This window comes from Mesorhizobium sp. M7D.F.Ca.US.004.01.2.1 (assembly GCF_003997785.1).
GTDB lineage: Bacteria > Pseudomonadota > Alphaproteobacteria > Rhizobiales > Rhizobiaceae > Mesorhizobium > Mesorhizobium loti.
On record NZ_RZRQ01000165.1, the window covers coordinates 1 to 13,179 of the forward strand.

At 64.2% G+C, this 13,179-nt stretch carries 11 protein-coding genes and 1 pseudogene; 9 read left to right on the forward strand and 3 right to left on the reverse strand.

Annotation, left to right across the window (positions count from 1 at the left end; all coding sequences use genetic code 11):
- Positions 1-249: pseudogene (locus tag EN993_RS37400) on the forward strand (hypothetical protein); the annotation flags it as partial.
- 19 nt (positions 250-268) lie between these two features.
- Here EN993_RS37400 and dgoD read toward each other — a convergent pair.
- The gene (gene dgoD, locus EN993_RS21125) at positions 269-1,417 is read right to left on the reverse strand and encodes a galactonate dehydratase (protein ID WP_109665812.1); all 1,149 of its coding nucleotides are present in this window, start codon (positions 1,415-1,417) and stop codon (positions 269-271) included.
- A gap of 8 nt (positions 1,418-1,425) precedes the next feature.
- Positions 1,426-2,115 (reverse strand): FadR/GntR family transcriptional regulator, encoded by a 690-nt coding sequence (locus EN993_RS21130; RefSeq protein ID WP_245463070.1) that lies wholly within the window; start codon positions 2,113-2,115, stop codon positions 1,426-1,428.
- Between the two features lie 258 nt (positions 2,116-2,373).
- On the opposite strand from EN993_RS21130, the gene EN993_RS21135 reads away from it, so the two are divergent.
- From EN993_RS21135 to EN993_RS21160, 6 genes are all read left to right on the forward strand, one after another.
- Complete coding sequence (locus EN993_RS21135; RefSeq protein WP_109665818.1) at positions 2,374-3,363, forward strand: arabinose ABC transporter substrate-binding protein; 990 nt, start codon at positions 2,374-2,376, stop codon at positions 3,361-3,363.
- A 69-nt stretch (positions 3,364-3,432) separates the two neighbouring features.
- Positions 3,433-4,944, forward strand: coding sequence for an L-arabinose ABC transporter ATP-binding protein AraG (araG, locus tag EN993_RS21140; RefSeq protein WP_127264719.1), 1,512 nt, complete (start codon positions 3,433-3,435; stop codon positions 4,942-4,944).
- Between the two features lie 11 nt (positions 4,945-4,955).
- Positions 4,956-5,906, forward strand: a complete 951-nt coding sequence (gene araH / locus EN993_RS21145) for an L-arabinose ABC transporter permease AraH (protein ID WP_109665824.1) — start codon at positions 4,956-4,958, stop codon at positions 5,904-5,906.
- A 15-nt stretch (positions 5,907-5,921) separates the two neighbouring features.
- The gene (locus EN993_RS21150) at positions 5,922-6,701 is read left to right on the forward strand and encodes an SDR family oxidoreductase (RefSeq protein ID WP_127264720.1); all 780 of its coding nucleotides are present in this window, start codon (positions 5,922-5,924) and stop codon (positions 6,699-6,701) included.
- 14 nt (positions 6,702-6,715) lie between these two features.
- A complete protein-coding gene (araD, locus tag EN993_RS21155) occupies positions 6,716-8,428 on the forward strand; it encodes an L-arabinonate dehydratase (protein WP_127264721.1) in 1,713 nt (570 codons plus the stop codon).
- Positions 8,425-9,345, forward strand: a complete 921-nt coding sequence (locus EN993_RS21160) for a dihydrodipicolinate synthase family protein (protein ID WP_245468927.1) — start codon at positions 8,425-8,427, stop codon at positions 9,343-9,345. Before araD ends, EN993_RS21160 begins: the two co-directional genes overlap by 4 nt.
- Before the next feature lie 60 nt (positions 9,346-9,405).
- Here the strand turns inward: EN993_RS21160 and EN993_RS21165 are convergent, their stop codons facing one another.
- A complete protein-coding gene (locus tag EN993_RS21165; protein WP_127264723.1) occupies positions 9,406-10,080 on the reverse strand; it encodes a GntR family transcriptional regulator in 675 nt (224 codons plus the stop codon).
- A 389-nt stretch (positions 10,081-10,469) separates the two neighbouring features.
- Between EN993_RS21165 and ssuD the strand changes: the two genes are divergently transcribed.
- Together ssuD and EN993_RS21175 are read left to right on the forward strand one after the other, a co-directional pair.
- Positions 10,470-11,642: an FMNH2-dependent alkanesulfonate monooxygenase gene (gene ssuD / locus EN993_RS21170; RefSeq protein WP_127264724.1), complete on the forward strand. Its 1,173-nt coding sequence runs from the start codon at positions 10,470-10,472 to the stop codon at positions 11,640-11,642.
- Positions 11,639-13,090 (forward strand): FAD/NAD(P)-binding protein, encoded by a 1,452-nt coding sequence (locus EN993_RS21175; protein WP_127264725.1) that lies wholly within the window; start codon positions 11,639-11,641, stop codon positions 13,088-13,090. The genes ssuD and EN993_RS21175 overlap by 4 nt, the downstream gene beginning before the upstream one ends.
- The last annotated feature ends 89 nt before the right edge of the window (positions 13,091-13,179 follow it).

The following is a 13,179-nucleotide window of genomic DNA, read 5'->3' on the forward strand; positions in this document are numbered from 1 at the left end:
CTGAAGGCCGGCTTGAGGCCGATACTGCCGCCGTGGAAAATTCCAGGCCGAATCCATGCGATCGAGTCGTTGCCGCTGACGCCAACCGGCAAGATCGACAGGCCACGTCTCCAACAAGTCCTGCAGGCACGTGACGGCTCCGTCGAAAACAGTCAGGCCGCGCAATCGCCCGACGCGACAATGACGGTGGCCACCGCAAAACGGGTCAGGACGTGGAAGCGGCTTTTTACCCGGACCGGTAACCGGTGAAGGGCGAGCGACAATTCCATCACCACTCGGCGAAGGAGCCATCCTTGTGGCGCCAGATCGGGTTGCGCCAGCGGTGGCCTTCCTTGGCGCGTTCCTTGACATAGTCCTCGTTGATTTCGACACCCAGGCCCGGGCCGTCGGGAATGGCGACATAGCCATCCTCGTAGCGGAAGACGTCCTTGTTGGCGGCGTAGTCGAGCAGGTCGTTGGCGGCGTTGTAGTGAATGCCGAGGCTCTGCTCCTGGATGAAGCAGTTGTAGCTGACCGCGTCAAGCTGCAGGCAGGCGGCAAGTGCGATCGGCCCGAGCGGGCAGTGCGGCGCCACGGCCACGTCATAGGCCTCCGCCATCGCAGCGATCTTGCGGCATTCGGTGATGCCGCCGGCATGCGACAGGTCTGGCTGGATGATGTCGACGACGCCCTCCTCGAACACCGACTTGAAATCCCAGCGGCTGTAGAGCCGCTCGCCGAGCGCGATCGGCGTCGAGCCGAGGGCGGCGATCTCCTTCAGCGCCTCGCGGTTTTCGCTGAGCACCGGCTCCTCGATGAACATCAGCCTGTAGGGCTCGAGCTCCTTGACCAGGGCGCGCGCCATCGGCCGGTGCACGCGGCCATGAAAATCGACGGCGATGCCGATGTTGGGCCCGACGGCCTCGCGCACCATGGCTACGCGTTCGACAGCGGCGTCGATCTTGTCATGGCTGTCGACGATCTGCAGTTCTTCGGTGCCGTTCATCTTGAGAGCCAAGAAGCCGCGCGCCACCATTTCCCTAGCGCCCGCCGCGACCTCCGCCGGCCGGTCGCCGCCGATCCACGAATAGACCTTGATCGTGTCGCGCAGCTTGCCGCCGAGCAGTTCATGCACGGGCACGCCGAGCGCCTTGCCCTTGATGTCCCACAGCGCCTGGTCGATGCCGGCAATGGCGCTCATCAGGATCGGCCCGCCGCGATAGAAGCCGCCGCGGTGCATCACCGTCCAGTGGTCCTCGATCAGGCGAGGATCCTTGCCGATGAGATAATCACCAAGCTCCTTGACCGCTGCCTCGACGGTCAGCGCCCGGCCTTCGACGACTGGCTCACCCCAGCCGGTGACGCCGGCATCGGTTTCGATCTTCAGGAACAGCCAGCGCGGCGGAACGATGTAGGTGGTGAGCGAGATGATTTTCATGCGCAGTCTCAGTTGCTCTTGAGTTTCTTGGCGCTGACGAGGTCGCGCGCCGCGAGGTCGAGGATCTTGTTTGCCGCCCCACGTGCCGCCTCGGCATCGCGCATGCGCAGCGCCTCGACCACCTCGCGGTGCGCCGCCACGGCCTCCATGCGCCGGTCGAGCGAAATCACCGCCGTCGCCTCCAGCGAGAATTTCAGCCCTGTGTCGATCAGATTGCCGATCTGGCGAAAGATTGGGTTGTGGCTCGCGGCATAGACGATCTGGTGGAAAGCGATGTCGCTGCGCGAGAAGGCTGCGAGGTCCTCGCCGGCGCCTGCCATGCCGCGCCAGGCGGCTTCGAGATCGGCGATCTCCTGCAGCGTCGCGCGGGTGGCAGCGAGTTCTGCGACCAGCGGCTCGATGGCCCGGCGCGTTTCAAGAATGGCATCGAAGAGCTTGTCGTCCAGCGCATGCGGCGCGTGCCAGGCAAGCACCTGCGGGTCGATGATGTTCCAGTCGTCCTCGTTGCAGACGATCGTGCCGATGCGCGGCCGCGACAAGACCAGCCCTTTGGCGGCCAGCACCTTCAGCGCTTCGCGGATGACGGTGCGGCTGACGCCATACTCGACACCGAGTTCGTTTTCCGTAGGCAAGGACGATCCGGCCGGGTAGCGCCCGGAAAAGATGTCCGAGGCTATCGCCTTGGTCACATCGGGCATCACGCGCGGGCGGCGAGTGGTCGTATCTCCCGGGGCCTTCTTCAGAATCTCGGTCACCCCAGCCCTCCTCCAAGGCGGCGAACTCGCTGGTTTCGCACAACCGATCCGGCCTTAGCGGATGCGGGTGACTTGCGCCAGCGATCGTTGGTCGGAGCATGTACATTAATTATCATACCAGATCAATTGACGAGTATGATAAAAACGAATAGAGACTCCGACATCCGGGCTGAGCGCCCGGCCTATCGCTGGGAGGAAATCATGCGACTTTTGAAGACCGCGCTCGTTGCGGGCGCGCTTGCCGTGCTGTCCGTCACGACCATCGCTGCATATGCTCAGGACACCAAGATCGGTTTCATCGTTAAACAGCCCGAGGAGCCGTGGTTCCAGGACGAATGGAAGTTCGCCGACCAGGCCGCCAAAGAAAAGGGCTTTACCCTGGTCAAGATCGGCGCCGAGGACGGCGAGAAGCTGATGTCGGCGATCGACAATCTCGGCGCCCAGGGCGCCCAGGGCTTCATCGTCTGCACACCCGACGTGAAACTCGGACCCGGCATCGTCGCCAAGGCGGCTGCCAACAATCTCAAGCTGATGACTGTCGACGACCGCCTGGTCGGAGCCGACGGCAAGGCGCTGGAAGACGTGCCGCATATGGGCATCTCGGCCACCAAGATCGGCGAGGCCGTCGGCCAGGCGATCGTCGACGAGATGAAGGCGCGCGGCTGGAAGGCCGAAGAGGTCGGCGCCATCCGCGTCTCCTATGACCAGCTGCCGACGGCGGTCGACCGTGTCGAAGGCGCCATCTCGGTGCTCAAGGCGAACGGCTTCAAGGCCGAGAACATCTTCGACGCGCCACAGGCAAAGACCGACACGGAAGCTGCCCTCAACGCAGCGACGGTCGTGCTCAACGCCCATGCCGACATCAAGAAGTGGGTTTCTTTCGGCCTCAACGACGAGGCGGTGCTGGGTGCGGTGCGTGCAGCCGAAAGCGTCGGCATTCCGGCGGATGGCATGATCGGCGTCGGCATTGGCGGCGCGGATTCGGCGATCAACGAGTTCAAGAAGCCGACCGCCACCGGCTTTGTCGGCACGGTGATCATCTCGCCGAAGCGTCATGGCTATGAGACGGCGCTCAACATGTATGACTGGGTTGCCAACAACAAGGAACCGGAGAAGCTGATCCTGACCTCGGGTGCACTCGCCAAGCGCGACGACTACCAGAAGGTCCGCCAGGGTCTCGGCATCCAATAATCCTCCCTGTACAAACAGGCGGCGGCTCATCCCGCCGCCTGTTTGCCATGCACAAGAAGGATCGGCTCCGTGTCCTTTCTCGACTTTTCGCACATCACCAAGACCTATCCGGGCGTCAAGGCGCTGTCGGACGTCTCGTTCGGCGTTGACAAGGGCGCGGTGCATGGCCTGATGGGCGAGAACGGCGCCGGCAAATCCACCCTGATCAAGATCCTGTCCGGCGACCAGCATGCCGACGAGGGCGAGATAAGCATCGACGGCAAGGTCCAGGCCTATGCCTCGACCAGGGACGCCTTCGACAATGGCGTCATCGTCATTCACCAGGAGCTGCAGCTGGTTCCGGAACTCACGGTTGCCGAAAATCTCAGCCTCGGGCGTTTCCCCGCCAACGCCGGCATCATCGCCGGCCGCCGGATGCTGGACGATGTCGGCGCCAAGCTGAAATCGGCCGGCATCGACATCGACATGCGCCGTAAGGTCAAGACGCTGTCCATCGGCGAACGCCAGATGATCGAGATCGCCAAGGCGATCATGTTGGATGCACGCGTCATTGCGCTGGACGAGCCGACCTCGTCGCTGTCCTCGCGCGAAAGCGAAATCCTGTTTGCCCTGATCGACCGCCTGCGCGGCGAGGGCAAGGTCATAATCTACATCTCGCATCGGCTCGACGAAGTGTTCCGCCTCTGCGACAGCCTGACCGTGCTGCGCGACGGCAAGCTCGCGGCGCACCACGCTTCGCTGAAAGGCGTCACCCGCGATCAGGTCGTCGCCGAAATGGTCGGCCGCGAAATCTCCGACATTTGGGGTTTTCGTCCGCGCAAGCCCGGAGATATCAGACTGAAGGTCGAGACCCTGTCCGGAGCCAAGCTGAAGACACCGGCCAGCTTCGAGGCTCGCGCCGGCGAGATCGTTGGTTTCTTCGGCCTGATCGGCGCCATAGACCAGCCGCATCAGTTCCGAGCGCCCGGCGCCGATCCGCGCTCGGGCGGCACCATCACCGTCGACGGCAAGCTGGTCCGCGCCACCGATCCGCGTGGCACGATCCGGGCCGGCATCGTGCTGTGCTCGGAGGATCGCAAGCATGACGGCATCATCCAGGGCCGCTCGGTCGAGGAGAACATCAACATCTCGTCGCGGCGCCATCACACACGCTTCGGCGTGCTCAACCGCGTCAACGAGATCGCCACGGCCGAGACCTTCATCAAGAAGCTGAAGGTGCGCACGCCGTCGCGCAAGCAGGACATCATCAACCTCTCCGGCGGCAACCAGCAGAAGGTCATTCTTGGCCGCTGGCTGTCCGAACAGGGCGTGCGTGTCCTCATCGTCGACGAGCCGACGCGCGGCATCGATGTCGGTGCCAAGTCGGAAATCTACGAATTGCTTTACCAGCTTGCCGAGGACGGCATGGCGATCGTCGTCGTCTCGTCCGAACTGCCGGAGGTGATGGGCATCTGCGACCGCATCCTGGTGATGTGCGGCGGCCGCGTCAGCGCTGAACTCACCCGCGATCAGTTCGCCGAAAGGGCGATCCTGGCCGCCGCTCTCCCCGATCAGAAAACCCCCGACGCGATCGCATCCTGAGGACTTTTGGCATGACCGACCAGTTGAAGAAGCTCTTGCTCGGCGAACAGGGCCTCGTCGTCATCTTCGTCGTCGCCTTCGCGCTGGTGTCGCTCCTGGTGCCGAACTTCCTCACCGACCGCAACATGCTCGGCCTGCTGCAGTCGGTGGTCACTGTCGGCATCGTCGCCTGCACCATGATGTTCTGCCTTGCCGCCCGCGACTTCGACCTGTCGGTAGGTTCCATCGTCGCCTTTGCCGGCATGGTCGCGGTTATGGCGTCGAACGCCACCGGCTCGATCCTGCTCGGCCTCCTGGCGGCAATCGCCTGCGGCGCCTTCGTCGGCTTCATCAACGGCGTCGTCATCGCCAAATTCCGCATCAACGCGCTGATCACGACGCTGGCCACCATGCAGATCGTGCGCGGCCTTGCGCTGATCGCGTCCGACGGCCGCGCCGTCGGCATCAACAGCCCGGATTTCTACCAGCTCGCGCTGTCGAAACTGCTCGGCATACCGACACCAGTTTGGGTGCTCGCCATCCTGTTCTGCATCTTCGGCTTCGTGCTCAACCGCACCGTCTTCGGCAAGAACACGCTGGCCATCGGCGGCAATCCGGAAGCCTCGCGTCTTGCCGGCGTCAATGTCGACCGCACGCGCATCTGGATCTTTGCACTGCAAGGCGTCGTCTGCGGCATCGCCGGCATTCTGCTCGCGTCGCGCATCACCTCGGGCCAGCCCAACGCGGCGGTCGGGCTCGAACTTTCGGTCATCTCGGCCTGTGTGCTCGGTGGCGTTTCGCTTGCCGGTGGCCGCGCCACCATGTCGGGCGTCATCGTCGGCGTGCTGATCATGGGCATCGCCGAGAACGCCATGAACCTGCTCAACATCCCGGCCTTCTACCAGTACATTGTGCGTGGCGTGATCCTGCTGCTGGCCGTGCTGCTCGACAATCTGCGCTCGTCGGCACTGGGTCGGCGTTAAGCTGGAGGGACAAAAATGGCTGAGCGCCTTTCCGGCAAACGCATCTTCCTGACTGGCGCCGCGCAAGGCATCGGGCTGGCCATCGCCGAGGCCTGCCTTGCCGAAGGCGCAAAGCTGTTCCTCGTCGACCACGACGGCGCGTTGCTAGACAAGGCCGTCGCTGGCCTCGCCGCACCGCAAGGCCGTGTCGGGCATGCGGCAGCCGACATCAGCGACGGAGCCGCGATTGCGGCTGCCGTCAGACAAGCGACCGCCGAGATCGGCCCGGTCAACGCGCTGATCAACAACGCCGGGGTCAATGTGTTCTCGACGCCACTCGATACCAGCGAGGAGGAGTGGAACCGCAATTTCGACGTCAACGTCAAGGGCGCCTGGAATTGCAGCAAGGCGGTGCTGCCGGGCATGATCGCGAGCGGCGGCGGCGCCATCCTCAACATCGCCTCGACGCACAGCTTCACCATCATCCCGCACACCTTCCCCTATCCGGTCGCCAAGCACGCGCTGCTCGGCCTGACCAAATCGCTGGCGCTCGAATATGCGGCGCAAGGCGTGCGCGTGAACGCGCTGGCGCCGGGCTATGTCGAGACGCAGAAGGCGATCGACTACTGGAACAGCTTTGCCGATCCGGTGGCGGCGCGCGCCAACACCATGGCGCTGCATCCCGGCGGCCGCATCGCCACGGCGCGCGAGATCGCGCTGGCTGCGGTGTTCATGATTTCCGACGAGTGCCCGTTCATGAACGCGGCCACGCTCGTCGTCGATGGCGGGCTGAGCCAGCTCCAGCATCCTGCCTGAATTCCGGGAAAACCATGACCAAGAGACGATCGCAGCACTGGTTCGGCGGCCAAGGCAAGGATGCCTTCATCCACCGCAGCTGGATGAAGAACAACGGCCTGCCCGACGACGCTTTCGACGGCCGCCCGGTGATCGGCATCTGCAACACCTTCTCCGAATTCACGCCTTGCCACGTGCATTTCCGTGGCCTGATCGAGCACATCAAGGCAGGCGTGCTGGAGGCCGGCGGCTTGCCGCTGGAATTTCCGGTCTTCTCCTGCGGCGAGTCCAATCTGCGCCCGACGGCGATGCTGTTTCGCAACCTCGCCTCGATGGATGTCGAGGAGGCGATCCGCGGCAACCCGATGGACGGCGTCGTGCTGATGGCCGGCTGCGACAAGACCACGCCGTCGCTGGTCATGGGCGCGGCCTCCTGCGACCTGCCGTCGATCGTCATTTCCGGCGGGCCGATGCTCAATGGCCGCTTCCAGGGCCGCGAGATCGGTTCCGGCACCGATGTCTGGAAATTCTCCGAGGATGTCCGCGCCGGCGTGATGAGCGAACAGGATTTCGCCAATGCCGAGAGCGCCATGTCGCGCTCGCCCGGCCATTGCATGACCATGGGCACCGCCTCGACAATGGCCTCGATGGTCGAGGCGCTGGGCCTGGCGCTGCCCGGCAACGCAGCCTATCCCGCCGTCGACGCGCGCCGCAGCCGCATTGCTCGCATGACGGGGCGGCGCATCGTCGAGATGGTCAACGAAGATCTGCGCCCGTCGGCGATCCTCCAGAAAGAAGCCTTCGCCAACGCCATCCGCGTCAATGGCGCCATCGGCGGCTCGACCAACGCGGTCGTGCATCTGCTGGCGATCGCCGGTCGCGTCGGCACCGAGCTGACGCTGGACGATTGGGACAGATATGGCCGCGATGTGCCAACCATCCTCGACCTGATGCCGTCAGGCCGCTTCCTGATGGAGGATTTCTGCTACGCAGGCGGCATTCCGGCGGTCATGAGGGAGATCGGCGATCTGCTCGATCTCGACGTGCTGACCATCACCGGCAAGACCGTGCGCGACAACATCGCGGATGCCCAAAACTACAATCCCGAGGTGATCCGTCCGCGCGACAAGGCGCTCACGCCCAATGGCGGTATCGCGGTGCTGCGTGGCAATCTGGCGCCCGACGGCGCCATCATCAAGCCGTCAGCCGCGTCGCCAGCTCTGATGAAGCATCGCGGCCGCGCCGTCGTCTTCGAGGACATCGACGACTACAAGGCGCGCATCGACGATCCCTTGCTCGACATCGACGACGGCTCGATCATGGTGCTGAAGAATTGCGGCCCCAAGGGCTATCCGGGGATGGCCGAGGTCGGCAACATGGCATTGCCCCAGAAGCTGCTGAAGCAAGGCGTCCGCGACATGATCCGCATCTCCGATGCCCGCATGTCCGGCACTGCCTTCGGCACCGTCGTTCTGCATGCCGCACCCGAAGCCGCCATCGGCGGCCCGCTGGCGCTGGTCCGCAGCGGCGACATGATCGAGCTTGATGTCGAAGCGCGGAAATTGCATCTCGACGTGTCCGAACAGGAACTCGCAAAGCGGCGGACATCCTGGGCTCCGCCGGAACCGGCGATGCGCGGCGGCTATCAGGGACTTTACGTCGACCATGTCCTGCAGGCGGATCGCGGCGCCGACCTCGACTTTCTCGTCGGAAGCCGTGGCCACACCATCCCGCGCGAAAGCCATTGAGGCCGACCGGCGTGCCCAATTTCCAGCCTGATGATTTCCACGGCATTCACGCTATTCTCTACGCGCTGTTCGACAGCGACGAAAAACTAGACCGCGCGGCGATGCGCAGGCAGGTCGAGATCTGCCTGGCGAGCGGCGTGCACGGCATGGCGGCACTCGGCCTGGCAACAGAAGTCGCCAAGCTGACCGAGGCCGAGCGCCGGACGATCATGGACTGGACGGCTGAGGACACCGCCGGGAAAGTGCCGCTTGCCTTCACGGTCTTCGGCTCTTCGGTGGCCGAGCAGGTCGCACAGGTTCGCCATGCTGAAAGCGTGGGAGCGGATTGGGTGATCCTGCAGCCGCCGGCTGTCGGCTCCTATGGCGCGCCGGAATACATCAGGTTCTTCGGCCGCGTCGCCGCGGCGACCGACCTGCCGGTGGCGATCCAGAATGCGCCGGCCTTTTTCGGGCGCGGCCTGTCATCGGACGAAATCCGCGAACTCGTCACGCTGCATCCCAACATAAGGCTGATCAAGGGTGAGGGTCCGGTCACCGATATTGCCGGATTGATCGAACGCACCGAAGGCCGGATTCCGGTTTTCAACGGACGTGGCGGCCTGGAGCTGATCGACAATTTCCGCATCGGTTGCCGCGGCATGATCCTGGCGCCTGATGGCATCGACCTCGCCGTGCGCGCCTACAATGCATTCCGGGCCGGTGACGAAGCAACGGCCGAGGCCGACTATGCAAGAATGCTGCCGGCAGCGGTCTTCGTCATGCAGGGCATCGAAAACCTGATCTGCTACGGCAAGCGGCTGTTTGGCGCTCGTACCGGCATCCCGATACACGACCGGGCTCCCGCGATGCGACCCAGCGAGATCGGCCTTGCGATGGTGGCGCGCTTTGCGGCTGGCCTCGGCCGGTTGCCGGGCTGAACGGCAACTCCCGTAATAGGTCGTCCGCCCGACCCGCGACAATACCAGCGGGCCCTGAGGCTAACCGAGGAGGTCGGCTGCGACTTCCAGCGTGTTGCGCAACGACGTCTCGAGATGGCGTTCCATCGCTTGCGCGGCGCCTTCGGCGTCGTGATGCCTCAAAGCCTCGAAGATGGCTTCATGCTGCTCGATCGTCTGTTCGCCATAGCCGGGCTTCGGAATGACGAGATGGCGGCCGCGATCCATCTGCGCTTTGGAGATGTCGACTGCTCTCCAGATCATCGGCAGGCCGCAGATTTCGGCGATGGTGCGGTGAAAGACATCGTCGAGCTGTATCGCGGTGGCATATCTGCCCTGCGATATGGCAAGCCGGTGCGTCGCCATATTGTCTTCCAGCAATTCGCCGGCTGCCGGTGAGAACTTGGCGGCCGCGCGTCGGGCGCTTTCCATCTCCAGGGCCCGGCGGATGACGTAGGCTTCTTCCAGGTCGGCCCGGCTGATCGGCGCGACATAAATGCCGGTCTGCGCCAGGATGTTGACCAGACCCTCGTCGCTGATGCGCTTGACCGCTTCGCGCACCGGGGTACGCGAAACACCGAGCGCTTCCGCGATGGCCACCTCGTTGATCACTTCCCCGGGCCTCATCTGTCCGACGACGATAAGGTTGCGAATCTGGTGATAGATCTGATCGCGGAGCGGATGAGCCCGATTGAGAGTCGAAGGATCCAGGTCCATGGGAAATCCGTGGCTTAGGTCACCGGAAATGGTCAGATTAGAATGAAATCAGAAAGCCTCTAATACGAGGGGCGGCTCGGGCCTGCAACTCGCCCGTGACTGACGGAATCCGATGCCGAGGACAACAGGCCAGCCGCCGGGGGAGGGACCTGGCCGCCCGAGGGAAGGCGTGGCAGCCAGTGAGTTCGCGTTCGGGCGGATGGAGAGAATTTCTAATTCCGTCAGCGGATTTGGAATAAACTAACTCTACAGAATTTGTGGAATAAGCAATCTGCACTGGCGATCTGGTTTCCACCCGGACAGGACCACGCCATGCCTAATCTTTTGCGCTCGCCCTTCGCCAAAGCAGGGATATCCGGCCGCCTCCGCCAGGCAGCAGGAGAAAGGCCATGAGCCGGGATGTGCCAGAACGCATCAAGGTGCTCTGGTTCCTGCCGACACATGGCGACAGCCGCTATCTCGGCACGACAGAAGGCGGCAGGGCCGTCGATCTGCCCTATCTGACGCAAGTGGCGAAGGCTGCCGACACGCTAGGTTACTACGGCGTGCTGCTGCCAACCGGCCGGGCATGCGAGGATTCCTGGGTGATCGCATCGGCATTGGTGCCGCTGACCGAGCACTTGCGTTTCCTCGTCGCCGTGCGGCCGGGCCTGCAATCGCCGACGCTGGCCGCGCGCATGACGGCGACGCTGGATCGCATCTCCAATGGGCGCCTGCTGATCAATGTGGTCACCGGCGGCGATCCGCTGGAGAACAAGGGCGACGGCATCTTCCTGTCGCACGCCGAGCGCTACGAGGTGACGCAGGAGTTCCTGCGGATCTACAAGCGGGTGCTGAGCGGCGAGACGGTCGAGCACGAGGGCAAGCATTTCCGCATCGAGGATGGCCGGCTGCTGTTTCCGCCGGTGCAGACGCCCTATCCGCCGCTCTATTTCGGCGGCTCGTCCGACGCCGGATCCGCGGTGGCGGCGCAGGAGATCGATAAATATCTGAGCTGGGGCGAGCCTCCGGCCGATGTCGAGCGCAAGCTGGATGGCGTGCGCGAACTGGCTGAGAAGGCTGGCCGCAAACTCTCTTTCGGCATTCGCCTGCATGTCATCGCGCGTGAAACGACCGAGGAGGCCTGGGCCGCCGCCGACAGGCTGATCAGCCGGCTCGACGACGCGACGATAGCCTCGGCACAGAAGGTCTTTGCCCGCATGGATTCGGTCGGCCAGGCGCGGATGAGCGCGCTGCACGGCGGCAATCGCGCCAAGCTCGAGATCGCACCCAATTTGTGGGCCGGCGTCGGCCTGGTGCGCGGCGGTGCCGGCACTGCCCTTGTCGGTGACCCCGACACGATCGCCGAGCGCATCGACGAATACCGGCGCCTCGGCATCGATACCTTCATCCTGTCCGGCTACCCGCATCTGGAAGAAGCCTATCGTTTCGGCGAGCTGGTGCTGCCGAAACTGCCGACCGATCATCCGGTCAAAGCCGCCGCTTCGTCCGTCAACACCGGTCCGTTCGGCGAGACCATCGCCGGCGACCACCGGCCAAAGTCGCTCGCCAGCGCCTCGTGAACGCGCTCCCTCCGGCCCGTCGGTTGCGCGTCGCCATAATCGGCGGCGGTTTTTCCGGCGCGGCGGTGGCTTGGCACCTGGCGTGGTCACATCGACCGGCGCACCTGTCGATTTCCGTGATCGAGCCGCGACCGTTGCTTGGCGGCGGCCTTGCCTACTCCAGCAAGGAACCTGCGCATCGGGTCAATGTCCCAGCGACAAGAATGAGCATGGCTCCGGAAGATACGCAGCACTTTGCACGCTGGTTGACGGACAGTGGGGAACTCGAGCGCGACGCCGACGCCATCTGGAAGAATGGCGACGCCTATCCACGCCGGCGCGTGTTCGGTCGCTATGTCGCCGAGCATCTGGCGCCCTATCTCAATTCCGGCGTTGTCCATCATGTTGAAGGTTCCGCCACACGCGTGACGCGCGATGCCAGTGGCGCGGGCTGGACCGTGCACACGCCCAGTGGGCCAATTGGCGCCGACATCGTCGTCCTGGCGGCGACGCACCCGCAGCCCGCGATTCCAGCCGCGTTGATCCACCTGGCGGAAGCGCCGGGTTTCATCGCCGATCCGTACGCGCCATCAGCACTTGCCGGGATCGGTCCGGACGCGTCGGTGTTGATCGTCGGCTCTGGCTTGACCTCGGCCGACATGGTCGCCGAACTGGACCGCCGCGGCCATTGTGGCCGCATCCTGTCGTTGTCGCGCCGCGGCTTACGCTCGCGCGGCCACCCGGATGTCAGGGGCGAGCCCTTCGGCGATTTTGCCTCGGCCCCGGCCATATCAGCGCTTGGCCTGCTCAAGACCATTCGTGCGACGCTGGCGGGGGCGCGTGCGGCCAATGTCAACTGGCAGTCGGTCTTCGATCAGTTGCGCCTGCAGGGGCCGGTGCTGTGGGCCGCACTTTCCCCGCCGGAGCGGGCAAGGCTGGTCCGCCAGCTGCGCGTGTTCTGGGACGTTCATCGCTTCAGGATCGCTCCACAGGTCGCTTCCGTGCTCGACCGGCGTCACGCAGCCGGCACGTTCGACACCATTGCCGCCAGGCTCGTCGCGTCGAACGATGAGGATGGCAGCCTGGCGGTCAGCTTTCAACGGCGCGGGCAGACGCGGATCGAGACGGCGAGCTTCGATGCCGTCATCAACACCACGGGTCCGGCCCATGGGCAGGCACTGCAACTGAATCCGGCGCTAAGCTCGCTGGCGGAAGCCGGGCTGATCAGGACGGACCAATACGGGCTGGGCATCGAGACCAGTCTCGACAGTCGTGCCGTCGGCCGGGATGGCAGGATAATCACGACACTCTTCGTCGCCGGTCCGCTGGCACGAGGGACTTTCGGCGAACTCATGGGCCTGCCCGAGGTTGCCCGCCATGCCCAGACGGTCGCGACCGAGATTGCAAGACTGCTCGACACGCCAGCCACCATCAGCGCAAACGCCGCGCGTGGTTCGGTCACGAGCTGACCCCAGCAAGCCGGGTTGGCCTGATAAAATTGGTATTTCCGTCCCCAGAGGGCCGCAAAAACGGAAAATCCTCCTTTGTATATATATTC